Origin of the sequence: Oceanobacillus sp. FSL W7-1304 (assembly GCF_037969805.1) — a bacterium.
Lineage (GTDB): Bacteria > Bacillota > Bacilli > Bacillales > Amphibacillaceae > Oceanobacillus > Oceanobacillus profundus.
Window position 1 is genome coordinate 3,583,829 of sequence record NZ_CP150211.1, and the last position, 26,069, is coordinate 3,609,897.

At 38.3% G+C, this 26,069-nt stretch carries 25 protein-coding genes and 1 pseudogene; 19 read left to right on the forward strand and 7 right to left on the reverse strand.

Going from position 1 to position 26,069, the window contains the following annotated elements; genetic code table 11:
- The first annotated feature begins 285 nt into the window (after positions 1-285).
- The gene (locus tag NYE61_RS17755; protein WP_095308319.1) at positions 286-1,164 is read left to right on the forward strand and encodes a MoxR family ATPase; all 879 of its coding nucleotides are present in this window, start codon (positions 286-288) and stop codon (positions 1,162-1,164) included.
- A 15-nt stretch (positions 1,165-1,179) separates the two neighbouring features.
- The gene (locus tag NYE61_RS17760; RefSeq protein ID WP_339316173.1) at positions 1,180-3,093 is read left to right on the forward strand and encodes a VWA domain-containing protein; all 1,914 of its coding nucleotides are present in this window, start codon (positions 1,180-1,182) and stop codon (positions 3,091-3,093) included.
- A gap of 167 nt (positions 3,094-3,260) precedes the next feature.
- Here the strand turns inward: NYE61_RS17760 and NYE61_RS17765 are convergent, their stop codons facing one another.
- The gene (locus NYE61_RS17765; protein ID WP_303448918.1) at positions 3,261-3,560 is read right to left on the reverse strand and encodes a hypothetical protein; all 300 of its coding nucleotides are present in this window, start codon (positions 3,558-3,560) and stop codon (positions 3,261-3,263) included.
- Between the two features lie 215 nt (positions 3,561-3,775).
- On the opposite strand from NYE61_RS17765, the pseudogene NYE61_RS17770 reads away from it, so the two are divergent.
- A pseudogene (locus NYE61_RS17770) lies at positions 3,776-4,743 on the forward strand (ring-cleaving dioxygenase).
- Between the two features lie 57 nt (positions 4,744-4,800).
- On the opposite strand, the gene rpsN reads toward NYE61_RS17770, so the two are convergent.
- From rpsN to NYE61_RS17795, 5 genes are all read right to left on the reverse strand, one after another.
- Positions 4,801-5,070: a 30S ribosomal protein S14 gene (gene rpsN, locus NYE61_RS17775; RefSeq protein ID WP_095308323.1), complete on the reverse strand. Its 270-nt coding sequence runs from the start codon at positions 5,068-5,070 to the stop codon at positions 4,801-4,803.
- Between the two features lie 37 nt (positions 5,071-5,107).
- Positions 5,108-6,088, reverse strand: coding sequence for a GTP-binding protein (locus NYE61_RS17780; protein ID WP_118890008.1), 981 nt, complete (start codon positions 6,086-6,088; stop codon positions 5,108-5,110).
- A 124-nt stretch (positions 6,089-6,212) separates the two neighbouring features.
- A complete protein-coding gene (locus NYE61_RS17785; RefSeq protein WP_303448913.1) occupies positions 6,213-7,637 on the reverse strand; it encodes a zinc ABC transporter substrate-binding protein in 1,425 nt (474 codons plus the stop codon).
- A 493-nt stretch (positions 7,638-8,130) separates the two neighbouring features.
- The gene (locus NYE61_RS17790) at positions 8,131-8,601 is read right to left on the reverse strand and encodes a DUF3887 domain-containing protein (RefSeq protein ID WP_303448912.1); all 471 of its coding nucleotides are present in this window, start codon (positions 8,599-8,601) and stop codon (positions 8,131-8,133) included.
- A gap of 18 nt (positions 8,602-8,619) precedes the next feature.
- Positions 8,620-9,930, reverse strand: coding sequence for an alpha/beta fold hydrolase (locus NYE61_RS17795; protein WP_303448910.1), 1,311 nt, complete (start codon positions 9,928-9,930; stop codon positions 8,620-8,622).
- A gap of 130 nt (positions 9,931-10,060) precedes the next feature.
- Here NYE61_RS17795 and NYE61_RS17800 point away from each other — a divergent pair, with 130 nt between their 5' ends.
- The 4 genes from NYE61_RS17800 to NYE61_RS17815 all read left to right on the forward strand — a co-directional run bounded on the left by NYE61_RS17800 (position 10,061) and on the right by NYE61_RS17815 (position 13,460).
- Positions 10,061-10,459, forward strand: coding sequence for a secondary thiamine-phosphate synthase enzyme YjbQ (locus NYE61_RS17800; RefSeq protein WP_303448908.1), 399 nt, complete (start codon positions 10,061-10,063; stop codon positions 10,457-10,459).
- A 293-nt stretch (positions 10,460-10,752) separates the two neighbouring features.
- Positions 10,753-11,763 (forward strand): DUF3231 family protein, encoded by a 1,011-nt coding sequence (locus tag NYE61_RS17805; RefSeq protein ID WP_303448906.1) that lies wholly within the window; start codon positions 10,753-10,755, stop codon positions 11,761-11,763.
- 24 nt (positions 11,764-11,787) lie between these two features.
- Complete coding sequence (locus NYE61_RS17810) at positions 11,788-12,249, forward strand: hypothetical protein (RefSeq protein ID WP_251660745.1); 462 nt, start codon at positions 11,788-11,790, stop codon at positions 12,247-12,249.
- A gap of 239 nt (positions 12,250-12,488) precedes the next feature.
- Entirely contained in the window at positions 12,489-13,460 is a 972-nt protein-coding gene (locus tag NYE61_RS17815) for a nuclease-related domain-containing protein (protein WP_303448903.1), read from the forward strand.
- Between the two features lie 468 nt (positions 13,461-13,928).
- Here the strand turns inward: NYE61_RS17815 and NYE61_RS17820 are convergent, their stop codons facing one another.
- Positions 13,929-15,014 (reverse strand): LysM peptidoglycan-binding domain-containing protein, encoded by a 1,086-nt coding sequence (locus NYE61_RS17820; protein WP_339316181.1) that lies wholly within the window; start codon positions 15,012-15,014, stop codon positions 13,929-13,931.
- A gap of 510 nt (positions 15,015-15,524) precedes the next feature.
- On the opposite strand from NYE61_RS17820, the gene NYE61_RS17825 reads away from it, so the two are divergent.
- The 12 genes from NYE61_RS17825 to NYE61_RS17880 all read left to right on the forward strand — a co-directional run bounded on the left by NYE61_RS17825 (position 15,525) and on the right by NYE61_RS17880 (position 26,046).
- The gene (locus tag NYE61_RS17825; protein ID WP_251660739.1) at positions 15,525-16,289 is read left to right on the forward strand and encodes a Wzz/FepE/Etk N-terminal domain-containing protein; all 765 of its coding nucleotides are present in this window, start codon (positions 15,525-15,527) and stop codon (positions 16,287-16,289) included.
- Positions 16,267-16,959, forward strand: a complete 693-nt coding sequence (locus NYE61_RS17830) for a CpsD/CapB family tyrosine-protein kinase (protein ID WP_339316184.1) — start codon at positions 16,267-16,269, stop codon at positions 16,957-16,959. The genes NYE61_RS17825 and NYE61_RS17830 overlap by 23 nt, the downstream gene beginning before the upstream one ends.
- 531 nt (positions 16,960-17,490) lie before the next feature.
- Positions 17,491-18,255: a CpsB/CapC family capsule biosynthesis tyrosine phosphatase gene (locus tag NYE61_RS17835; RefSeq protein ID WP_339316186.1), complete on the forward strand. Its 765-nt coding sequence runs from the start codon at positions 17,491-17,493 to the stop codon at positions 18,253-18,255.
- 103 nt (positions 18,256-18,358) lie between these two features.
- Complete coding sequence (locus NYE61_RS17840; RefSeq protein WP_339316188.1) at positions 18,359-19,012, forward strand: response regulator transcription factor; 654 nt, start codon at positions 18,359-18,361, stop codon at positions 19,010-19,012.
- 141 nt (positions 19,013-19,153) lie between these two features.
- Complete coding sequence (locus NYE61_RS17845; RefSeq protein ID WP_339316190.1) at positions 19,154-19,606, forward strand: hypothetical protein; 453 nt, start codon at positions 19,154-19,156, stop codon at positions 19,604-19,606.
- Positions 19,603-19,815: a LuxR C-terminal-related transcriptional regulator gene (locus NYE61_RS17850; RefSeq protein ID WP_339316192.1), complete on the forward strand. Its 213-nt coding sequence runs from the start codon at positions 19,603-19,605 to the stop codon at positions 19,813-19,815. Before NYE61_RS17845 ends, NYE61_RS17850 begins: the two co-directional genes overlap by 4 nt.
- A gap of 28 nt (positions 19,816-19,843) precedes the next feature.
- Positions 19,844-21,667 (forward strand): nucleoside-diphosphate sugar epimerase/dehydratase, encoded by a 1,824-nt coding sequence (locus NYE61_RS17855; RefSeq protein ID WP_339316194.1) that lies wholly within the window; start codon positions 19,844-19,846, stop codon positions 21,665-21,667.
- Between the two features lie 43 nt (positions 21,668-21,710).
- Complete coding sequence (gene galU / locus NYE61_RS17860; RefSeq protein ID WP_339316196.1) at positions 21,711-22,592, forward strand: UTP--glucose-1-phosphate uridylyltransferase GalU; 882 nt, start codon at positions 21,711-21,713, stop codon at positions 22,590-22,592.
- A gap of 177 nt (positions 22,593-22,769) precedes the next feature.
- Positions 22,770-23,885: an aminotransferase class I/II-fold pyridoxal phosphate-dependent enzyme gene (locus NYE61_RS17865; protein ID WP_339317514.1), complete on the forward strand. Its 1,116-nt coding sequence runs from the start codon at positions 22,770-22,772 to the stop codon at positions 23,883-23,885.
- Positions 23,885-24,514 carry a sugar transferase gene (locus NYE61_RS17870; protein ID WP_339317516.1) on the forward strand — a complete coding sequence of 210 codons (630 nt, stop codon included), beginning with the start codon at positions 23,885-23,887 and terminating at the stop codon, positions 24,512-24,514. The genes NYE61_RS17865 and NYE61_RS17870 overlap by 1 nt, the downstream gene beginning before the upstream one ends.
- Positions 24,515-24,519: 5 nt before the next feature.
- Positions 24,520-24,978, forward strand: a complete 459-nt coding sequence (locus NYE61_RS17875; protein WP_339316198.1) for a GNAT family N-acetyltransferase — start codon at positions 24,520-24,522, stop codon at positions 24,976-24,978.
- Positions 24,979-24,987: 9 nt separating this feature from the next.
- A complete protein-coding gene (locus NYE61_RS17880; RefSeq protein ID WP_339316200.1) occupies positions 24,988-26,046 on the forward strand; it encodes a GNAT family N-acetyltransferase in 1,059 nt (352 codons plus the stop codon).
- Positions 26,047-26,069 lie beyond the last annotated feature (23 nt).

A 26,069-nucleotide genomic window follows, 5' to 3' on the forward strand; every position in this document is an offset into this window, starting at 1 on the left:
CGGTACACGCTAAAGCACCAAACGCAAAAATAAGGCACCATCCAGCCCTGCTAAAGCACCAAACGCAAAAATAAGGCACCACCGCCACACGCTAAAGCACCAAACGCAAAAATAAGGCGCCATCCCGCCCTGCTAAAGCACCAAACGCAAAAATAAGACACCATCTCAGCACGCACTTCCAAAATAAGTAGCATTTCCACACAATCATTCCACTATAATGCAGAAGGCAATCTTTGATTTCTCCCCCTAATCACGTATACAATGTCTTAGGAAGGAGTTTTTACAATGAATATAAATTATCAGTTACCTGAAAATATAAACCAACAACTAGAAGAAACGCAAAAAGCAAGACAAGCAGAGGAGTTTCAAGATTTAATTCGGCCTGGTGGCTATGTGCCGCCACATATGGATTTGCTAACGGATGCTATTACTGCGTTAAGTATGGGAAAAAATGTCTTGTTAAAAGGTCCTACTGGAGCGGGAAAAACGAAATTTGCGGAGACGCTATCCCAGCTGTTCCAGCAGCCGATGTTCAGTGTGAACTGCTCGGTGGATTTGGATGCGGAAAGCTTGCTTGGGTTTAAAACACTTGCTTACGAAGGTGAAAAGCAGGTGATTGAGTTTATCCCGGGACCGGTGACAAATGCGATGAAGGCTGGTTGCTTCTTATATATTGATGAGGTAAACATGGCTAAGCCGGAAACATTGCCACTTATTAATGGGGTGCTTGATTATCGGAGAACAATCACGAATCCATTTACAAATGAAATGATTACTGCCAAGGAAGGCTTTGGCGTGATTGCTGCGATTAATGAAGGGTATATTGGTACCGTTCCGCTTAACGAAGCATTGAAAAACCGTTTTATCGTCATTGAGGTTCCATACATCGAGGGCGAGCAATTGAAGCAGCTCATCGTTTCCAATACAAAGTTGACAGATGAGACATTAATTAATTTATTCGTAAAATTATCTGGAGATTTAATTACAGCTGTCTTTCAAGGAAAGCTATCCGAGGATGCGGCGTCGATTCGTGCGTTACTTGATGCTTGTGATTTGAGTGTCTTGATACCTCCCAAACGTGCGATTTTACGTTCAATCGTTGACAAATTGGATGAAGAGCGAGAACGTGAATTTGTGAAGAACTTAGCTGAAACGCTATTTTAAAAAGGAGAATGCCGGATGACCCGTTTCCATGATTCGAAAGTGGACACCAAACTTTTTATGCAGTTACAGGATCTAGCGACCGTTTTATCTGGAAATCCGAATCTAGACTTTGAATATAGCTATGGCTCACAAATTGACCTAGTCGATGAAAGAGTTACAGTAAGCCAGATTTGGCGTAAGCTGGATCAGGACACGAAGGAAGCAGGATTTAAATCGGATGTGCTTCTAAGGACGATTGGTACGCTGCATTATTCTGATATACCCACGGTGCAAGCATATATGGAAAGTATTCAAGAATCCGATCTTCCTAAATTCGCTACACAATTATTCGCGCTCCTTGAGGATATTCGATTAGAAGAAATTGTGAAAAAAACCCGTCCGGGAACAGTGGCGATGTTCAAAAAACGGAGAAATTATTTAAGGAATTACTTTGACATGCAATTAGCGGCAAATGTGACGAGAAGCTTTGCGCTCGATGAATTATTTTGCCTTATTTATTTGCTGATTCAGGCAGACAGTCCGGATCCTAATTTCCCAAGGGCAAATGAGGAGCAGCTGTCACATCTTGAACAGCTGAAGCCGCTGCTTTATTCTGTTTATGAAGCAAGAAGTACGGATGCAACCGTAAGAATTTGCGAGCAAATTGTCTTTCGATTGAACCGCGATTATAAGGATTCCATTAATGAATATTTTATTTTTCCAATTGGCCATCTGGAGACCTATACGAAAAACACCCTTTTTGATGAGCTAACTCGTACAGATGAATTGGTCAATGACGATGAAGACGAGGTGGATAAGGAAAAAAGCGAATACTTCGATGAGACGTTTTCTACCTGGCACCGCGAAAATAAAAATGAAGACCGGAAGCAAAACTTCCTGCAATTTGAGCTGGAGCAAGGTTCGAAAACAAGCATGCTAGGTGGCGGAGCACGCGAAACGGAGGATGCCGATCAGGCGATGGCTTCCATTCAAGGAACGTCCGGCGAAAGTAAGCAAGAGGACTATTCGAAGATGGAAGCAGTGGATAAGCAGGCGGCGAAGGACCAGAAGCAAGGATCGGAAAGCAGCTATGGGGAAGAGAATGCTGATGCTGTTAAGCTGATAAAAGAGGCGCATGCCCCGTCAAGAGAAGATGAGGAGCTTTACCGAGAATATGTAGCGGAAATTGATCTGTTCCACCGCAAGCTTGCAAATACGATTAAGAAGACAATCGAACATAAGAAAACGACACCGCGAAAAGATCTGCTTGCAGGACGATTATCGAGAAACTTACTGCCGCTTGTATTGGATGATACGTCACGAGTTTTTTATAAAAAGGATCAGGAATCGAAAGAATTCGATGCGGTTTTTACATTGCTAATTGACTGTTCGGCTTCCATGGTTGGAAAAATGGAAGAAACGAAAAAAGGAATTGTGCTGTTTCATGAGGTGCTGAAGCAACTACAAATACCTCATTCCATCATCGGATTCTGGGAGGATGCGAATGAAGTAAGGGAAGGCTATCAGCCAAATTATTTTCATATAATTCATGCCCATACCGATTCCTTTTATCAAAACAATGGTCCAAAAATCATGCAGCTCGAGCCTGAAGAGGATAATCGTGATGGCTTCAGCATTCGTGTCGCCTTAAAGGATTTAGAAGCACGGCGCGAGAAAAATAAATTCCTCTTAGTATTTTCCGATGGAGAGCCTGCAGCAGCGGGCTATGATCAAAATGGCATTGTCGATACACATCTCGCTGTTTCCGAAGCGCGCAAAAAAGGAATTGATGTTATCGGAATGTTTTTATCTGATGGTGAAATTGGCGAGCGTGAAGATGCAACGATGGAAAATATCTATGGCAGGGAACGTGTGATGGTACCAAGTGTCGCTGAATTACCGGAGCATTTTGCACCGCTTTTGAAGAAGTTATTGTTAAAAGCCATATAGATAAGAGAAGAGCAGGCTGGATAGGATGTCCAACCTGCTTTTAAGTGTAGGTAAGATTCGGGAGCGTTCATTCTAAGAGGCAAAACGAGGTGATGTTAGGCCATTCCCATCGTTTTCTTGATGCGATGTATGTCTACTTTATTTGTCCATGTGTCATCGCGAAGCAGCTACTGATTGATCGAAATCGTATTTATTTCTTCTTTCAATTCTCCAAATTCTTTTGCATTTGCTAGTTTCATCCCGTCGAATTCTGCTTTTAAATGATCCTGTCCCGCACGCAATGCAGTTAGAATTTGCCCGTGTTCTTTTAATTGTGAACTGTGGTTTTCTAGTGTTTGACTGTGCTCTCCGAGAATTTGACTATGTTCATTCAAGATTTGACTATGTTCCTTTAAAATTTGACTGTGCTCATCCAACTTGCTCTTAATTTCCCCAAGCATTTCAATAATTTGATCCGACTTGTCCATTCTTATCACCTCCTCGTTTGTATTATAGCATAGAAGCTGACGAACATAATATGACATTTTTTTCAGATAAGACTATGTTTCTTACCAGCTATAATCGGTTAAGTTAATTTTATAGCTTGTTGACAAATAATAAAATAAATTGTATTATATAATTAATTAAAGATAAATTAATTAAAAATAGTTTAATTCATAATAAAATCCTGGGAGGAAAAGTCATGCAATTAAAAGGAATCCATCACGTTTCAGCGATCACTGCCAATGCAAAAGCGAATTACCATTTTTACACAACTGTTCTAGGGATGCGTCTTGTTAAGAAAACAGTAAATCAGGATGATACATCCATGTATCATTTGTTTTATGCAGATGAGGTAGGGAATCCAGGAACAGATTTAACGTTTTTTGAGATTCCACGAGCAGGGAATACGTATCAAGGTGTGAGCAGCATTTCGGGAACATCATTACGTGTACCGAATGATGCCGCACTTACTTACTGGGAAAACCGCTTTAATGAATATGAGGTTGAACATGATGGGATTATGGAGCAGGGGGGCGTCGTGTCATTCATTTCCGTGACCCAGAGAAACAGCGTTTAACCTTAGTTTCAGATGAAACAAATCAGGGTGTTGCAGGTGGAACGCCATGGAAACACAGCCCTGTTCCAGTGGATACGAGTATTATCGGGCTTGGTCCGGTAAAATTAACGGTTCAAGATCCAGCACCAACAATTAAAGTTCTCACCGAGCTGTTAACATTTACACAAGTTGGAAACTATCCATCATTGGTTGAGGGTCAAGATGATATTTTAGTTTTTTCTACTGGAGAGGGTGGGACAGGAGCAGAAATCCATCTAGAAACTCGAAACGATCTACCAAAAGAACGTCCTGGTCGTGGTAGTGTGCATCACGTTGCATTCCGTGTCGAAAATGAAGAGGAATTGAGAAAATGGCGAGATCGAATCACAGAAGCACGCTTTGGTAATTCAGGTGTTGTGGAGCGTTTTTACTTTAAAGCACTTTATTTTAGAGAGCCTAATGGAATCCTATTCGAGCTTTCTACAGATGGTCCTGGATTTACATCAGATGAGGAATTCGAGCATTTAGGTGAATCGTTAGCATTGCCGCCTTACTTCGAAGATCAGCGGGAAGCAATCGAAGCGCGCTTAGAACCCCTTGATACGAAGTAATTTAAAAAAAGGGTCTCCCTAGAGTTTGAGGGAGCCCCCTTTTTGCTCGAGCACTTACTACCAGCTCGATTTTTTCACACCAGGCAGTTGCCCCTTATGTGCATATTCTCGAAAAGCAATCCGGGACATGCCGAATTTTCGCATATAGCCCCTTGGACGCCCCGTTACTTCACAGCGATTATTCAGTCGCGTAGGGGAAGAATCTCTCGGCAGTTTGCGAAGTGCTTCGTAATCCCCTTTAGCTTTTAATTCTCTTCTTAAATCAGCATATTTTTCTACAAGTGCTTGTTGCTTCTTTGTTTTTGCGACCTTTGATTTCTTAGCCACTGTATTACCTTCTTTCTTTTATTTCATAATAGATTGTTCATTGCAGACAAGCGTAAAATCCTTTTTCTAATTCATATTTATCCAGGTCTTTTCCGATAAAGACGATTTCACTTTGCTTCGTTTCCGCTGGCAGCCATGGACGGTCATTTGTACCGGAAAATAACATATGCACACCCTGGAAAACAACGCGTTCATCCATTCCGTCAATATGAAGAATTCCTTTATAACGGTACAGGCTTTCACCTTTAATTTGCACGAGATAGCTGAACCATCTGTTTACACGATCCAAATTGAGGGGACGATCGTCAGTAAATACAAAAGAGTTTACAGTATCATGGTGATGATGATGCTCGTCCGTTAATAAATTGGGGTGTATTTGAAGCTTGTGTCCGAGATCAAATGATTGAATGCCAATAATATCACTGGTGTTAATATCGCAATTAATAGAGTGTATTACGTTTGCATTCGGGTTCATTTGTGTAATCCGCGTTTGAAGCTTCTTCAGTTCTCTTTCATTTACAAGATCTGTTTTATTAAAAATAAGCACATCTGCAAAGGCGATTTGCTCCTGTAATTCCTCTGAATCGATATGTTGAGGGAGGTGCTTCGAGTCAAGTACCGTACAAACGCTATCTAGTTCAAACCAGCGGGACATAGCCTCATCCATTAAAAAGGTTTGAACGACAGGTGCTGGATTGGCAAGTCCTGTCGTTTCAATAATGACCCGGTCAAATTGAACTTCGCCATTTAATTGCTGCCGCAGCATAGAAGAGAGAATAGAAATCAAGTCACCCCGAACATTGCAGCAAATACAGCCACTGTTGATTTCAATAATTTCTTCTTTTGTATCGGTGATCAGCTGACTATCAATCGATAAATCCCCATACTCATTCACAATCACAGCTGTTTTCTGCTGCGAATCTTCATTAAGAATGCGATTTAATAATGTGGTTTTTCCTGCGCCTAGAAAACCGGTGAGAATCGTAACTGGAATTTTATGTTGTCGTAACAAATTCATTTTCCCTCCATAAGTTAGTTGCCCTATAGAAATCTAAGGCATTCGGCAAATGCCTTAGTCGCATTTATGCAGAAAGAAAAGTTTTACACTTTCCTTTCTGCCAAAAAATGAGGGCAACACATAATTATTTCGTCACTTGGTCGAGTATTTCTAAGTTATATCGCATTAAGGAAATATAGTCTTCCTTATTTTTAATATCTTCATCTGTTAGGACAGAGAGATTATGAATCGTTAAATCTTCCGCACCAATTTGTTCCTGGATAACCTCGGAAAGTCGATTTGGACTGTTTTGTTCATAGAGAATATAATCCAAATTATGTTCCTCTGCCTGGCTTATAACCTCAGTTAATTGCTTTTGCGACGGCTCTTGACTTGTTGAAAGCCCGCTAATCGCAATTTGTTTTACACCATAGCGCTCTTCCCAATATCCGTAAGCAGCATGCGGTACCATGATATATTTATTTTCTTTGGTCGCTAACAGCTCTGAAAATTCCTTATCCAATCCTAGAAGTTCCGCTTCTAATCCTTCAAAATTCGCATTGTAATCAGCCTCTGCATCGGGATTTAATGCAATCAGCTCATCTTTGATAATGCGAGAGATTTCGATCATTCGCAATGGATCAATCCAAAGATGTGGATCATGATCGCCAGTATGGTCATCGATTGAAATTGTTACGGCATCTGATTCTGCTACTACTTCATGATCGTCTCCGAAGAGGACTGCTTTAATTTGCTGTCCATCAATAGTAGCCTCGCCACCAAATGTGGCGGTTCCGTTATCGGGCACCGTCTCCCAATCATCAGCACCAGGTTCTAACGTATACCAATGCCAATGGTCATGGTCAGAGTCTTCGCTTAACTGGGCGGTTAACTGGATAGAATCGCCAGTATGGTAATGTCCAGCCAGGCCATCGATAGTAATGGAAACACTATTTTCTTCATGTGAATCACTAGTTGTTCCGTGACTGTGACCATCATAATCGTGGTCATCTTCAGTATCGCTGTTCTCGCGTTCGTGCTCATTTTCGTGATTGTGCTCGCTGCCATTGTGTTCGTGCTCATCATCATGCTCATGTTCGCTGCCATCGTGTTCGTGATCTTCATCATGCCCATGACTGTCTTCCCCATGATCATGTCCATCCTCGGTATGATTGTGATTATCGTCGCCACCATGCCCATGGAAAAGCTCTTCATACTTTCCGATTTCAATTAATTCTACATCTTGATTAGCAAGCGCATCTGCTGCACTTGTCGCAAAGCCCTCCATACCATCACCTATAAAAATAAATGCATCACTATCAGCAATTGCTGTCATATCTTTGGATGTTGGCTCATATGTATGTGCATCTGCGCCAGGTGGATAAACGGTTTTGGCTTCAACAGAATCGCCGCCAATTTGCTCCACAGCATACTGAAATGGATAAACAGACGTATAGACAGTAAGCTTATCTGAATTATTGGCATTGGCTGGATCCTCTTCAGTTGATGAACAACCAATCATTAAAAATGCTGTAAAACTAAAAATAAATAAAGCCTGGATAATTTTCATTTATCGTATTCCTTTCTTGTTTTGTATTTTTAATATTTCCTATCATATCGTAATCATTACGATTTGTAAACAGTAATTGTTACGATTTGTTTTTTCGTTAGATAGTGAGAGCGGAGCGATGAAATTGAGATAGGTGTTATAGTGAGGTGCGATGGTGCGTTAGATATGATATAGGTGTCTTAGCGGTGTGCGATGGTGCGTTAAATATGATTTAGGTGTCTTAGCGGTGTGCGATGGTGCGTTAGATATGATATAGGTGTCTTAGCGGGGTGTGATGGTGCGTTAGAATGATTAAGGTGTCTTAGTAGGATGCGATAGTGCGTTAAATTGGATGAAGGTGTTTTAGCGGTGTGCGATGGTGCGTTAAATATGATTTAGGTGTCCAAACCAAGCGAGATACGTTAGTGCGTTAATTTTAATTTAGGCGTTTTTATCGTGATGCGATAAAATTTAGTTTGGGACTAAGATGGAGAGTTTTAAGCTCTCCATCATTTTATTGAATGTAAAAACCAGCAATTTGATTGTTATTGTCAAACGTGACACTAAATACGACATCGGCACTTTCGAAAAGTCCATCAATTAATACAACTTGGTGGTCATCGACTTGTTCAATCGAGCTATATTCTTGGTCGATGAATCCACCGAGCTGATCCTCAAGTGCCACCCATAATTCATCGAGTGCGACAGGTGTGAGTTGTGCTTCCATCGTTCCGTTAAAATGTTGGGTTGCTGTTTCGAATTCTCCATTAGCAAGCTGCCCGATAAATTCTTCCGCAAGAGTGACTATCTCTTCTGTATCTTCTTCTGAACTGTTCTTTTCACTAGAATCCGCCTCATCTGTATCTTCATTTTGTTCATCCGAAGTGCTGCTATCGGTTGCATTTTCAGAAGCCTGGTCACCTGCTGGTTCGCCACATCCCATTAAAACTAATAGTGCTAGCAAGATAAAGAAAAGCTTCTTCATATTAGGCTCACCTTTCTATCATTGTGATTTGTTCGTTTGCTCCAGAATCCAATCTGCTATTGTTTCTATTACCTGCTTATCGACAACACCAGGATGTTCGTATTCGGCAATTGTTCCTGCATCAGGACCATCATAGTCAACGAAAAAATGATTCAGTCCGGGATAGCTAATAAATGTTGCATTTTCTTTGTCAGCTAAGGCTTCCTGCCATAATGCAAAATCCTTATCGACGTAAACTTGGAAATCATCTTCTCCTTGCAAAAGCAATAGAGGTTTTTCGGACTCTGCAGCTAAAGCTCCTGCATCAAAGGTATCCATTTCTTGAAAGTAATAGGCAGGGAGATCAAACAGCGTTTCTGATAAAGCCTCATCCTCTGTCATATCCTTTAACCCTTTTGCTTTTTCATATTCCGCTTGCACAAACGCTATCTGGTTCTCATCTTCATTCATATCCATACTTTGATCATAAATAATCTCCCATAAGCTCCTCGGTGAACCTGCGAGTATAATAAGACCAGCAAAATCTCCTTCTAGGTCAATTCTTGGGGCGAGCATCCCACCGAGACTATGTCCGCCTAAGTAAACGCTATTCGAATTAATGCGCGAATCATGTTTTAACAGCTCAGCAGCTCGAACAGCATCTTCAATGGTTTCCTCGTAAACAGTTAAGGACTGCAATTCATCGGGGGACATTGTGCTGCCATAGGTATACGTTCGTTTATCGTACCTTAATACTGCAATCCCTTGTTCAGCAAGACCCCAAGCAATATCTCGGAAAGGCTTATAACCGAAGACAGCTTCATCTCTATCGCTAGGACCTGAGCCATGAACGAGTACAACCCCTGGCAGATCACCCAGCTCCTGATGTTGCTTCGGTAGTGTTAGTGTTCCTTCCAGCTCATATTCAGTTCCTTGGCCGACTGTTACTTGCTCCTCCGTGACACTGTCCGGTACATCAACATTTACCCCTCCAGGAGATAAATTCATTCCAACCAATTGAAGCGCTTCATCGAATGTCAAACGTAATTGAAAAATTACTTCACTATACTCGATTTCAGCTTCAACAACTTGATAAGCGTCACCCCTTTCGGAAGATTCCAAAGATCCCACTCCAATAAATGTTCCACTTGCTTCAGCTTTCCAAACTTCTTCCAATTCCTTTAGTGAAGTGGATTCTTGTAATTTTTCACCAAAAAAATCATCATGAACCTTTTCAAAATCTTCATTTACAAGAAAATCAATCACTTCCCGTGCACTCTCCTCAGCTGTAGGCGAAGCGGACGAACAACCGGCTAATATTACTAGTCCAATCAATAGAAATTTTCTCATCATATCCTCCTCAGACTAAAATAACCCTCTAACTCAGCTATACGATTCTACATAAAAAAGGTTTCATGTTATGTTTGGAATGGATCGAAAGTTTAGCTATGATAGACGAAAGAAATGTTAGGAGTTGATTTTGTTGAGAAAGTTTACAATCCATACGAACGAAAAGCAATCCTTCACAAATCTAGACCATTATTTAGAAGAAGCATTGACTGAAAGCAATGTCCAAGATGGAATTATGCTTATCTTCTGTCCGCATACAACAGCAGCAATTACCATTAACGAAAACGCTGATCCCGATGTGAAAACAGATCTTAAACTTGGTCTGGATGAAACATTTCCGAACAAGCAGGAATACATTCATATGGAAGGAAACTCGGACGGCCATATGAAATCCTCTGTAGTCGGAGCAAGTGAAACCTTAATCATTTCAGATGGGCAGCCCATATTAGGCACATGGCAAAGTGTATATTTCTGCGAATTTGATGGGCCGAGAGAACGGCACTTTTACGTGAAAATAATGGAGGGTTAAAATGTAAAGGCGTGTGCAAGTAAAATTTTGGCAATGTACAGAACTGCCTCAATTTTACTTGGTGAACATGCCCTATCAAGTAGACATTTTGAGCTGAAGGGGATTTTATTTTAGTAGGCCGATTTTTGGTTATTGATCTACCTATAATAATTAGCTTTATAATTGCTGTCTCGGTACTAAATATATATATCCTAATTTTTTTTGCAGTAATTTTAGAAAAACACCTGCATACTTTACCATTAATGACAAAGGATAACTACGAATAAAAGTTATTCTACAATGGAGGGTTTTGTGTGGAACAGGAAAAACAAATAAGGCTGACATCGGGAGAGCTATCACAGCTTCTTTATCAATACATGGAAGAGAGTGCAAGTGTATGTGCATTAAGCTTTTTTCTTGAAAAAGCTGAGGATGGGGAGATCAAGCAAGTTATCGAACATGCTTTGAAATTATCGCAGTCCCATTTGCAAAAAATCAGCTCAATTCTTACAAAGGAAAAACATCAAGTCCCTCTTGGTTTTTCAGTAGAGGGTGATGTTGATTTGACCGCTCCCAGATTATATTCTGATGGGTTTGTACTAAATTATATCCATCAAATGGCCGGAATAGGACTTTTAACTTTAGCAACTAGCTTATACTCTTCTGTAAGAACAGACATTACAGCGTTTTATAAAGAATGTATAAAAGAAACAATGGAATTATTCGAGATGTCAAAGGACTTATTGTTAGAAAAGGGGATTTATATCAGAGCGCCATACGTGTCTAAAGATAGAGAAATTGAATTTGTAAAAAAACAAGGTTTTATGTGGGACGTTATTGGAGAAAAAAGACCATTAATAGCAGCTGAAATAGCAACGCTTTATGCGAACATTCAACGAAATGCTTTAGGAACAGCTACATTAACAGGATTTAGTCAAGTATCTCAATCAAAAGAGGTCACAAAATTTATGCTGAGATGTATAGAAGTTGCTAAAAAGCATATTGAACTGTTTACTGGAAAATTAAAGGAAAGCAATTTGCCTGTTGCAATGACATGGGATGCCGATATAACAACTAGTACCGCATACACATTCTCTGATCGATTAATGATGTATTATACAACCGCTTTGATTTCTTTAAGTGTTGGCTTTTATGGTACAAGCATTTCTGTAAGCCCCAGAATGGATTTAGGTGCAATGTATAACAGGTTATCACTTGAGATCCAGAAGCTTTCTGAAGATGGGGCAGATATAATGATCAAAAACCAATGGTTAGAACAGCCCCCAATGGCTCCGAACCGCAAAGATTTAGCAAAAGACAATTGAAGGTAAGGTGGTCATTGAGATGTTATGGCAGATAAGGGCGCAGGTGAAAAACTTTTATGGAGTATTGCTTTACCAGGATTAGGCCAATTATTAAATAAAAAATATGCCAAAGGAATCATGGTGATTTTTTTAGAGCTTTTGATTAATGTAGAGGGGAATCTTAATAAAGTTGTCGTGCTCAGCTATCATGGAAAAATAAGTCAAGCAATTCAACAAGCGGATTATCAATGGATTTTGTTTTATCCTTGTTTATATTTCTTTGCGATGTGGGATGCATATAAAGATGCGGGAGGAGGAAAGCGAGCCTTTTCCTTTTTACCGTTTGTATTTTCCGCCTATTTTGTTACCTTTGCATGTATGTTTTCGTCTGAATTAAAACTATTTGGAGTATTATTAGGGCCAATCTGGCTTTCCACTTTAGGGATTATCCCAGGGGTGATTGTAGGAATTTTATTACAAATACTTATGTTAAAAACAACGAATTAAGTGGAACAAAAACACCTTCGAAATACTGTTCGGAGGATTTTTTTGCTTGAAAAATAGCAATAATTTCCTAGGTTTGAAATAACACGATTAAAATGCAGTTATTAGCCATCTTCCACTCCAAACTTTTAATTTATCGTTAAGAAATAATTTGTTTTTCATGGTCTGAATAGAACATGTTCTTTTAATTTGTCCTTTTGTACACATTGCTTATCCAGTATATATTAAGGAGAGAAAAATTAATGATAGAGAGGAACGATGGGATGATAATAAGAAAGCGCACGAAACCTTTGATACTACGTAAATATGAAATACTGCGAACACGCTTAAAGCGTAATTTTCTTAGAATTCAGCAGATCGATAGAGCATATGGAAAATACATGAAAGGATATATGGGTGAGGTGAAGGTCGATTATTATCTGCAATTTCTTGAACAGATCACTACGATTCTCCAGGATGTCTGTTTAAAACTGGATGGGAAAAGTGTTCAGCTTGATAATATTATCATTTCGCAGCACGCAATTTATATCGTTGAAGTGAAAAACTATAGTGGCACAATTATTTTTGATACAACACTTAACCAGTTTATTCGAGATGACGGCAAGAAAGAGACAGGTTTTAGCCACCCCATTACACAGGTAGAATTACAACAGCATAAACTTCAAAACTGGCTCCATCATAACGGCTTCACAAACATTCCCATCTATTATTTCGTCGCAATAAGCGAACCATCTACCATTATAAAAGTTATAGGAGATACAGAGCCAATAGCCAAAGTAGTTGCACACGGCGAACGGATTCCCCACATCATACTAGACATTGAAAAAAAGCTTGAGAACACGAACAAAATCATCCATCAAAAAATCGGACATACGATTTTAAAGAAATGCATTGACTTTGACAGAGATATTATGAAAGAGCATGAAATCAAAAGAGAGGACTTAGTGAACGGCGTAAAGTGCACGAACTGTGACATGCTTGGAATGCAGCGGACACCTAGAAATTGGGTGTGCCCAAAATGCGAGCATAAAGATCGACACGCGCATCACCTAGCAATTAAAGAATATTTATTGCTGTACCAATGGATAACGAATCAGGCATGTAAAAATTTCCTCCAGGTAAACTCCCGACACATGGTAAACAAAGCATTAAAGAATATAAATCTAACCTATGAACCAGCAAATAAAAGATGGGTAAAAAATAAGCAGAAATAACGTACCATCTGCCCACGCTATGACACCAAACAGAAAATTAAAGCACCATCCCACCAAGCTACGACGCCAAACGCAAAATTAAAGCACCATCCACCCACGCTATGACACCAAAGACAAAATTAAAGCACCATCACCCAAGCTATGACACCAAACGCAAAATTAAAGCACCATCTGCCCACGCTATGACACCAAACAGAAAACTAAAGCACCATCCCACCAAGCTACGACGCCAAACGCAAAATTAAAGCACCATCCACCCACGCTATGACACCAAAGACAAAACTAAAGCACCATCCACCCAAGCTATGACACCAAACGCAAAATTAAAGCACCATCTGCCCACGCTATGACACCAAACACAAAACTAAAGCACCATCCGCCCAAGCTACGACACCAAACAAAAAATTAACGCACCACCCCGCCCACACCAAAAAGACCTCCAGCCGCAGCTGAAGGTCTTCTATCATTCTAGTAAAATCTTTTAAAGCTATCAAAATGCTTCTTCCAATAGGAATTGTCTAAGCTCGTAATTTGTACGCCGTTTGATGTTCCTGCGTGGATAAATTGGTTGTTTCCGAGATAGACTCCCATATGAGAGATGCCTGATTTATAAGTTCCTTCAAAGAATACAAGGTCTCCTACCTGTGGTGTGTTCACGTAAAAGGAACGGTCGAAGTAGCCTGCTGCTGATGTTCTAGGCAAGTCCATCCCAGCTTGTTTGTATACATAGTAGATAAATCCACTACAATCGAATCCGCTCGGTGTAGAACCACCCCATACATATTTGACGCCGCTCATGCTTTTAGCTGTGCTAATAAGCTTGTCCACATTGTAGCTTACATCAGTTGCTGGAGCATTGTTTGAACTTCCGCCTGAGTTAGATCCAGATGAGCCATTTGAACTACTTCCAATACTTAGCTTTTGTCCGATTAAAATGAGATCAGAGCTTAAGCTATTCCATTTTTTCAAGTTGCTAACTGTAACACCATGTCGTGCAGCAATACGTGATAACGTGTCGCCTGATTTAACGGTGTAGACAGAAGATGAGCTTGAAGAATTGCCGGATGAACTAGATCCAGATGAACTAGAACCAGATGAGTTTGATGATCCAGAATTTCCAGTAGACGCTCCGTTCTTACTTACAACAAGCTTATTCCCAGGGTAAATTAAGGTTGTGTTTAAGTTGTTCCATTTCATCAAGTTAGATAATGAGATTCCATGTTTGGAGGCAATGCCACTTAACGTGTCCCCTCGTTTTACTGTATATGTAGTAGATTTATTAGTTGAAGTGTTTGTATTCGTACTTGATGATGATCCCGTGCTCGAAGATGATTTCGTAGTCTGAATGACTTGATTCGGGAAAATTAAATCCGATGACAAATTATTAATCGATCTCAGTTCAGATACGCTTGTACCATATTGCTGTGCAATCTTCCATAGTGAATCTCCGCTCTTAACCTTGTGTGATGCTGCTTCTGCTTCCTCAGCTGCAAAAATAGCTGATGCAATCGCCGCACTTGCAGTAACCGACATAATAATTTTCTTGTTCGCCAATTTTTTATCCCCCTGTTGTAATCAAATAGTTATAGTAATTCCAGTAAATACTTGCCAGTTCGGCAGTTTATGTTTTTATCCTGGAAAATTCGCCAATTTATTTCTGAATATCCATGTTCTAACAGAAACTAACACTATTATAGCTATTATTTCAAAATTATTATAGATTAATAGGACATTTGTAACATGATTGTAATGTAAAGGTTTGGTATAGATGATGCCCATGATTGACTCGAAAGCAAAACCAGCAGATCACCAATCTGCGTATCATCCGGTCCGAATAACACCTTCATCTCAATGAAAATCGTACCAAAAAGCGATCTGGTCCAAATTCTCTAAAAAATTTATTTCTGAAAAGTTATGGAAATATGTTATAATTCCCTTTATAATGTCGAAATAGATATAGAATAAAAAAATTATAGCTTAGTAATAGCACTCATTATCCGAAAGCCCAAAAACACATCCATTCCCCAAAAACAGGGGTGGACCGAATACAATGGAGGTACAGCAATGGAGGAAACGATATCCCTCAAAGAGATTTTTGAGGTCATCAAGAAACGCTTATTACTGATTATTGCCTTAATGTTGGGGGCGGCACTTGTAGCAGCAATCATTAGCTATTTTGTCTTAACACCAACATATGAAAACAGTTCGCAGTTTCTTGTAACGCAAAGCAACAATACCGACATGAATGCACAGCTTACGCAAGCAGATGTCAGAACAAATGTGGAGTTAATTAATACATACAACGTAATAATTACAAGTCCAGCAGTCCTTGAACCTGTAATAGAAGAATTGAATTTAGATATAAGCAGTAGTCAATTAGCAGGAAAGCTTCAAGTTGCAAGTGCTGATAATTCACAGGTTGTAACCGTAACTGCAACAGATCCAGACCCAGCTCTAGCGACAGAAATTGCGAATACGACGGTTGAAGTTTTTCAAGATAAAATTCCAGACTTGATGAATGTTGATAATGTGTCAATTTTATCGGAGGCACAATTAGCTGAAAACCCTTCACCAGTAGCACCGAATCCGATTCTGAATATTGCAATCGCAATTGTTCTAGGTGCCATGGTTGGTGTTGGGATTGCATTCTTACTAGAATACTTAGATAACACGATTAAATCAGAAGAGGATATTGAGCAGAAACTTGGAATTCCTGTACTTGGGGTTATCTCTCACATCGATGAAAAAGATATGCGTACGGAGAATTTCGAGGCTCGTGAAATCAGAACGGTAAGGGGTGGTCTAGATGGCGCGAAAAAGACAGTTTAAAAATAATAAAATGCGTCACCTAATTACGAAAATAAGTCCACGTTCACCAATTTCAGAGCAGTATCGTACCGTTCGTACAAACCTGCAATTTGCTTCTGCGGATGAAGAGATTCAAACATTGCTGTTAACTTCAGCTGGTCCATCGGAAGGGAAGTCGATGACGACAGCGAATCTTGCAGTTGTATACGCGCAGCAGGGTAAAAAGGTACTTTTAATTGATGCAGATTTACGTAAGCCAACCATCCATTATACATTCCGCCTGGATAACCTAAAAGGACTTAGCAATGTGCTTGTTGGAGATATCCCCTTGCAGGAAGCAGTTGTTCCGAGCGAAGTACAGGACTTAGACTTAATCTCTTGTGGTCCAATCCCGCCGAATCCTTCTGAGCTGTTAGGCTCGAAACGAATGCAGCGAATGATCGCTGAAGCACGTGAGCTTTATGATGTGATTATTTTTGATACACCACCAGTTCTTGCGGTAACAGACGCACAAATTCTATCTGCTTTCGTTGATGGATCGATTCTCGTAGTACGAAGCAAAAGGACGGAGACAGAATCAGCACAAAAGGCAGTTGAATCATTAAAGGCAGTGAATGCCAAGATCCTTGGTACCGTTCTAAATGACCGAGATAAAAAGGAATCAAATCATTACTACTATTATGGAAGTTAACGCGAATAAGAAACTCCTTATCACCCATAAAGGGCTGATAAGGAGTTTTTTCATGTAAAAACATGACTTAAAATCTATTATTATTATATTTCTGTGACTTTTTCGTGACTATTGACACCTATATTTTTACAATTTCATGTGATAAAATAATCGTAGGTAAAATTGCTTAGTTAATTTCCAAAAAATACACCATGAATAACCGAAATCAAATGACATGCATCAAGTTAAGTATTCCATTCATTTCGTAATATGTCGATTCATTCCAATGAATCATTTTCGTACATAAATCGTTCTGAATCTTTTCCAAAAATAGGAGAATCCTGTAACCTTAAAAAAATAGCCTCCTTAGCGAATGATATAAGGTGGTTATTTTTTATGAGCAGCTTCCTTTTTATTCCAAGGTAAGTTTTATGCTATTAAAGGGTTAAAATGCTAAGGATTAATTGTAAACCTATAGCGAATCTAGTATAATTTTAACTACTTAATTATTTCCTATTTTACAAAAAATACAAACGGAGAGGGAGTGGCAATGTGATTGATATACATTCTCACATCTTACCTGGAGTAGATGATGGTGCTAAAACAGAAGAAGACAGCTTAGATATGGCAAGAGCAGCAGTTGCTCAAGGGATAACGACAATAATCGCAACCCCTCACCATAAAAATGGAAAATATGATAATGACGCCCAGTCGATCATAAATCATGTAGCCATTTTAAATGAATTGTTCAAAAAAGAAAAAATTGATCTTCACGTACTTGCGGGTCAGGAAACACGAATCAATGGGGATATGGTTCAAGACATTGAAAAAGGGGAACTCTTGTCTCTAAACGGGTCGAAGTATTTATTTGTAGAGTTTCCATCAGGACAGGTTCCAAGATATGCTAGTCAAATGCTGTTTGACATTCAAGTCGCAGGATATACTCCAATTATCGTTCACCCAGAACGAAATCAAGAGCTTATTGAACATCCTGCCAAGCTCTATGAATTTGTCAAAAAGGGTGCGTTAACACAAGTGACTGCAGCAAGCCTCGTTGGAAAGTTTGGTAAGAATATTCAAAAGTTCTCAAATCAACTTATTGAATTTAACCTCACTCACTTTATTGCGTCGGATGCACATAATACGAAATCACGTGGTTTTGTGATGGATAAAGCATTTGAACATGTAAACCACGCATATGGCAGTGATTATCACTATATGTTTTTGGAAAACAGTCAGCTGTTAATTGAGAATAGTAATGTGAACCGTATGGAGCCAGTCATGATAAAGAAAAAGAAATTTCTTGGCTTGTTTTAAAGGTATAGACAACCTAACATAGCCTAATAACTACACTAGAAAAAGAGATAACATGGATAGGGGTAAGAATAGAGAAAAATATCTATAAAAAGGGGTTAATCAGGTGATACATATTCTCATTGTAGAAAATCAGAGGTTACTCCGGGATGGCATGGAAGCCATTATCGAAAGAACGGATGATATAAAGGTTATCGGAGCAGTGGATAACGGAGAAATTGCGATTAAGCAGATGGAACACCTTAAACCAGATATTGTGATCATGGATGTTCATTTACCACAAATGGACGGGATTCGCACAACAAAATATATGAAAGAGAAGTATCCAGAAGTAGGGGTCATCTTGCTTACTTCAAAAGTGGATGATTTCATCATTTCAGGAATTAATGCTGGTGCAGACGGTTTTTTAGTAAAGGCAGTGTACGCTGAGCGCTTGCTGGAGGCGATTCGAATCGCCTATCGCGGCGAAACAATCTTCTCTGGTGAAGTAGCTCAGATGCTTGCTACCCGCATACGTGAACTGACAATGAATAATAAACAAATATTCACATTGCGACTTGAACGTCTTGGCTACACGTTTACGAAGCGTGAGATTGACATTGCGTTTTTATTAAAAGAGAACTATACGAACCAGCAAATTGCCCACAAGCTATTTCTTGGTGAAGGCACGGTAAAAAATTACATTAGTGAGATTTACAATAAACTGAATATACGAAACCGCGCAAAGGTTATTGAATTTTTCGGTAATGTCACACGGTGATAGTTTAACAGGTAAAATTGCCTAGTAGTGACTTTTATTGTAAAGAGTCACTAAAAAAGTGACTTCCTGTGTAGTAGAATAGAATCTTGTTACGATATGTCGTTAAGACGGTAAAAATGAAAGAATAGGTAGGATAGTTGAATGGCGACTATTTTATACATAAGTAAGACTCCGTTTTCTAAGTTGATTATACAGAAAATTAGGGAACAAACAGAGATGGAGTTAATTGGGTGTGTGCTCTATACAACTAATGGTCTCGTCATCGAAGAGAAACCGAATGTTGTTTTATTGGACACAGAATTAATCGCGTTACCCGAAGTAACAGCTGCTATTAAACAGTTAAAAGCAGCTAATCCATTTGTGAAGGTTATCATGTTAGTGGACACTTCACAGATAGATGATTCTATAGCATTCATTGAAGCTGGCAGTGATAGCATTATCGAAAAGCATACATACTACGAAGATAAGCTGTTGCTTGTCATTCTTTCTATACAGAATGCACATTATTATGCTCCGTCCAGTGTAATCCTAGATCTATTAGAACGTTTAGAAGAATTAAACGTCTCGGAGAAAATGGAATTCATATTTCAATGAAAGAATCACTTGTTGCTTACTTTCTCAAGAAAAACTTACGAAATAATGAAATTGCAGAATGTATCCAGTTAAGAGAAGGAACTGTAAAAGTACATATCAGTCAAATTTATAAGAAAATTAACATCAGAGGCAGGAAAAATGTGGTACACTATTTAAATAAAATCATGTCGAATCGTGTACGTATGGAAGAAGCCAGTCCACTGAATTAAAATTAAAACATCAAAAGGAGCGTGTACGATGTCCTATCGTAAGAGGCTAACATTCCTGATCTTACTAGACTCCGTAATTGTCAGCACGGCTATATTTATAGCGACTTGGGTTGTCTATCCAGCGCATACAGAAATTCTACGTACGGAAACCATCCTATGGAGCGCAATTGCACTATTAGTCTTTCATCATTTATTTGCATCCGTTTATAAGCTCTATAATAAAGTTTGGGCATATGCTAGTGTTGGAGAGTTAGTAACGATTGTAAAGGCGATCACATTCTCGATTGTTGGAGCAGGAATTGTTCAGTATTTTATCAATGATTTTTCACTTTATTCAAGAGCTTTGCTTGTTACATGGATGCTCCATATTTTATTAATTGGCGGATCGCGCTTTGTCTGGCGAATCTACCGGGATAGTTACATAAAGCAGGAAACTGATCAGAAACGAACCTTAATTGTAGGAGCTGGTGCTGCTGGAGCCATGATCGCTCGTCAGCTGAAGAATGAGCATAGTTCCGAATTAAGTCCAGTTGCTTTTGTTGATGATGATATCAACAAACAAAAAATGCAAGTCTATGACTTACCTGTAGAAGGAACAACGAGAGATATTGCAACCGTTGTTGAAAAATTGAAAATAGAGCATATCGTTATTGCAATTCCCTCCTTGCGTAACGGCGAATTGGAGAAAATTGTCGCAGAATGTAACAAGGCAAATGTTAAGGTACAAATGATTCCAAAAATCGAAGACCTCATGACAGGGAAAATATCTGTCAGCCACTTGAAAAATGTCGAGGTCGAGGATTTACTTGGTCGGGAACCAGTAAAACTCGATATTGGTGCAATTTCGGAATATGTTACAGGAAGTACGGTTATGGTTACTGGTGCTGGAGGATCAATCGGATCTGAAATTTGTCGTCAGCTGATGCGTTTTGCACCGGAAAAGATACTGTTAGTTGGTCATGGAGAATACAGCATTTATTCAATTGATATGGAACTAAAAAATAAGTACCATGATACTGAAACAGAGATCATTCCAATTATTGGCGACGTCCAGGACCGTGAACGTATATTCAACATTGTCGAAGAGCACCATCCAAGAATTATTTATCATGCTGCAGCACATAAGCATGTGCCACTTATGGAATATAATCCGCATGAAGCGGTCAAAAATAACGTGATTGGTACGAAAAATGTCGCAGAAGCTGCGGACACATTCGGTGTCAAAACATTTGTGATGGTGTCAACGGATAAAGCAGTAAACCCAACGAATGTGATGGGCGCAACGAAACGTGTTGCGGAAATGGTTGTCCAGCATATGGCACAGCAAAGTAAAACGAAATTTGTTGCTGTCCGATTCGGCAATGTACTTGGAAGCCGTGGAAGTGTTATTCCTTTGTTTAAGAAACAAATTGAAAAAGGCGGCCCAGTTACTGTGACGGATCCAGAAATGACACGTTATTTCATGACGATTCCAGAAGCTTCGAGACTTGTAATTCAAGCTGGAACACTTGCTAAAGGTGGCGAAATTTTCGTACTTGATATGGGTGAGCCTGTTAAAATTGTAGATTTGGCGAAGAACTTGATTAAATTATCTGGTTATGCTGAAGAGGAGATACCGATTGAATTTTCAGGTATTCGTCCTGGTGAGAAGATGTTTGAAGAGTTGCTTGGGGAAGATGAGGTTCTTCCTGGTGAGGTTTATGAGAAGATTTATGTTGGTCGGACGGTTGAAGTGGATACGGAAATGGTGCTTAATTTGATTAAGGAGTTTGATGGCTATGATGCTGTTGGACTTAAAAACTCATTGATGGATATTGTTTATACTGAGCGCAGAATAATGGCACAGACCTAAGGCACTTTTTAATGTTTATTAACCTATATGGAGGGATTTATCCTTGAAAACTGTAAAAAAAGCAATTATACCAGCTGCTGGTCTTGGTACCCGATTTTTACCCGTAACAAAAGCGATGCCTAAAGAGATGCTACCAATTGTAGATAAGCCTACCATTCAATATATTGTTGAAGAAGCAATCGAATCAGGAATTGAGGATATTATTATTGTAACAGGAAAAGGGAAGCGAGCTATTGAAGATCACTTCGATCACAACTTTGAATTAGAAGATAATCTAATGAAAAAAGAGAAGTTTGATATTCTTGAGAAAGTAAACTATGCTTCCAATGTTGACCTTCATTATATTCGTCAAAAGGACCCAAAAGGCTTGGGACATGCAGTATGGTGTGCACGTAAGTTTATCGGAAATGAACCATTTGCAGTATTACTAGGTGATGATATTGTACAAGCAAAAACTCCAGGATTAAGACAATTAATTCAACAATACGAAGAAACACAATCTTCAGTTGTAGGTGTACAGCAGGTCGGAGATAATGAAACACATCGTTACGGAATTGTTGATCCAAATACAATTGAAGGTAGACGTTACCAAGTGAATAACTTTGTCGAAAAACCTAGGCCTGGAACTGCACCTTCTAATCTAGCAATTATGGGACGTTATGTATTTACACCAGAAATCTTTACTTTCCTTGATAAGCAACTAATTGGTGCTGGTGGGGAAATTCAACTGACAGATGCGATTCAGATGTTGAATGAAATTCAAAATGTATATGCTTATGATTTTGAAGGTAAGCGATATGATGTTGGGGAGAAGTTAGGGTTTGTAAAGACAAATATTGAGTTTGCTTTGCAGAATGATGAGATTAAAGAAGATCTTATGGATTTCCTTGTTGAGATGATAGGGAAAAGATCAGTTAAATCGTAATAAGTAGCAATAGTCTATGGGTAAAACCACTTAACCTTACGCTGAAAGGCATTCGGCTGTGTTTTTGATTGTGTTAATTGTTATCGAGATTATAGATGTGGACTTTTGTTTCAAATGAAAGTAACCAAATAACTATTTTAACAGGGGAAGGAAGTCTAGAAGATGGATTCTACAAAAGTGAAAGAACGAATATTCCTATCTTCACCACATATGAGTGATGAGGGGTATGAACAAAAATTTGTAAAAGAAGCTTTTGACACTAATTGGATAGCGCCACTCGGTGAAAATGTAAATGAATTTGAAAGAGAGCTGGCTGAAAAAGTTGGATCTAAATCAGCAGCTGCCCTTTCATCTGGAACAGCTGCTATTCACTTGGCTCTCAAGGCCGCAGATGTTGGAGAAGGCGATATCGTTTTCTGTCCAACCCTCACTTTTTCTGCTACTGCAAACCCAATTATCTATCAAAATGCTACTCCTGTTTTTATAGATAGTGATTATAAAACTTGGAATATGAGTCCGGAAGCTTTGGAAGAAGCGTTTGAAAAATATCCAAAGGTAAAAGCTGTTATTGTAGTTCACCTTTATGGTTTATCTGCAGATATGGATAAAATCATGGAGGTATGTAAGAAACATAACGTTGCTGTGATAGAAGATGCTGCAGAGTCTTTAGGTACCTATTATAAAGGAAAACATACTGGAACCTTTGGAGATTATGGCATTTTTTCTTTTAATGGAAATAAGATTATTACAACTTCTGGTGGTGGTATGCTTGTTTCTGATAATGAAGAGAGAGTTGCAAAAACAAGATTTTGGGCTACTCAATCAAGAGATAAAGCTAGACATTACCAGCATAGTGAATTAGGTTTTAATTATCGTATGAGCAATGTTGTTGCTGGGATTGGTAGAGGCCAGCTGAAGGTTTTAGATCAGAGAGTAGAAAAGAAACGATATATTTATGAGTATTACAAGAGAGAACTAAGTGGACTTGAAGGAATTACGTTTATGCCAAATAATAAGTGGGATGAGCCAAACTATTGGTTAAGTGCGATAATCTTATCTGGTAAAGTAAAACCAATCGATGTTATAAAAGCTCTTGAAAGTGAAAATATTGAATCAAGACCTGTATGGAAACCTATGCATATGCAGCCATTCTTCAAGAAATATGATTTTGTTAGTGAAGGTGTGTCAGAGAAGTTGTTTGAGAAAGGTATCTGTTTACCGTCTGATACCAAGATGACAAACATGGATTTAGGGCGAGTTGTAAATATTATAAAGGAGCTGTGGGTAGAGTAATGAATAATTCCTACAATGGGATTTATAGAAGGTCAGTAAAAAGACCTCTGGATTTTATCTTATCTTTATTTGCTATAATTGTTCTTAGTCCAGTATTTCTAATAGTTGCTATTCTTGTTAGAGCGAATTTAGGAAGCCCCGTGCTTTTTAAACAAAGAAGACCTGGACTTAATGAAAGAATTTTTACGATGTATAAGTTTAGGACTATGAATGATAAGAGAGATGAAAATGAAGAGTTATTACCCGACAGCATCAGATTGACAAAATTCGGGAAATTTCTACGTTCAACATCACTTGACGAATTACCTGGACTGCTTAATATATTGATAGGGGATATGTCTATTGTTGGTCCGAGACCACTTCTAATCAGATACTTACCATACTACACTGAAGAAGAAAAGAAACGTCATAGCGTAAGACCAGGTCTAACAGGTCTTGCTCAAATAAATGGAAGAAATAACTTAGAGTGGGGTAGTAGACTTAAAATTGACATTCAATATGTAAACAAAGTTAGTTTTTTATTAGATTTAAAAATAATATTGAAAACAATTATAAAGGTATTTAAACGAGAAGATATTAACGTGGTAGATAAAGGAACTTTAAGAGATTTAGATGAGGAAAGGAAGTAGAACATTTGAAAAAAGAAATCCTTGATAGTAGAGACTTACTGGAACATAAATCGACTATTCTTGCTTTTCTAGTAGAATCATATAAAGTTAATTTTAATTTATCTCAGGAACAATGTACTTCAGTATGTATTGAAAAAATCAACCTTTTAAACACTTTTTTAAAACAAAATAGTGCAACTTTAATTGGTGCGTTTGACAATGAAGAGTTGATTGGATTCGTATGGCTTTATAAGCATACTAATTACGAAGAGCTAAGGCTACATATAAATCAAATAATTGTGTCAAAAAAGCATAGAGGAAAGGGAGTCGCTAAACAGCTTATAAAAGAAGCTGAGAGATTCGCTATTAATAATGAAATTAAAACAATAGATTTAAACGTCTCAGAAATTAATGTTGAAGCGATTAAAATGTATGATAACATTGGGTTTTCTACAGAAAGACGCTTAATGAAAAAAGTGTTATAGGAGGAAATAATGCTATCATTTATATCTGCTAAAGAAGAAGAAAAATGGAATGAAATAGTTAGAAGTTTTAAGGATTACGATACATATTATCTGTTAGAATATACAAAAGGGTTTCAAACCCATGGTGATGGAGAACCATTACTTATATATTTTGAAGATAGTAGTTCTAGAGCAATGAATGTTGTTATGAAGAGAGATATATCTTTGGATAAAAGATTTAATGGAAAAGTACCCGCAAATTGCTATTTTGACACCACAACTCCTTATGGCTATGGTGGATTTCTAATTGAAGGCACAACCACTTCTGATAATTTAAAGAATTTACAAAATGAGTATACTTTAGCATGTAAAAACGAAGGAATTATTAGTGAGTTCGTTCGCTTTCACCCTGTGATGAATAATTATAAATTTTTAGAAGATATTTATGATATAGACATACTTGGAAAAACTATTACTATGAATTTGGAAACTAAAGAGTTAGTATGGAAAGAAATTACTGGGAAAAATAGAAATGTTATTAGAAAAGCCCTTAAATCTGGTGTTGAAATATTTTGGGGTCGTAGTTCTGAGTTATTTGAAATTTTTATAGATTTATATAACGATACTATGGATAAGGATAATGCGAGTGACTATTATTATTTTAAGGATGATTTTTATAAAAGTGTTTTAAATGATTTACGCTATAACAGCTTAATATTTTATGCTTTGTATAATGGAAAAGTAATTGCTATGTCAATAATCATGTTTAGTAATAAGCAAATGCATTATCATTTATCTGCTTCTGATAAAAAATTCCAACATCTTGCCCCTACAAATTTACTTTTGTATGAAGCAGCATGTTGGGGATGTGAAAATGGATACAAAACATTTCATCTAGGTGGAGGACTTGGAAGCAAAGAGGATAGTTTGTACAGTTTCAAAAAGGCTTTTAACAAAAACTCTAACACTTCTTTTTCTATTGGAAGAAAGATATTTAACGAAGAAGACTACAATAAATTAGTAAAGATTAGAAGTGTAGATACTAATTTTAATAGAAATACTTCATTTTTCCCTCTTTATAGAGGATAGTAAGATTAACTAGTACTTAGAAA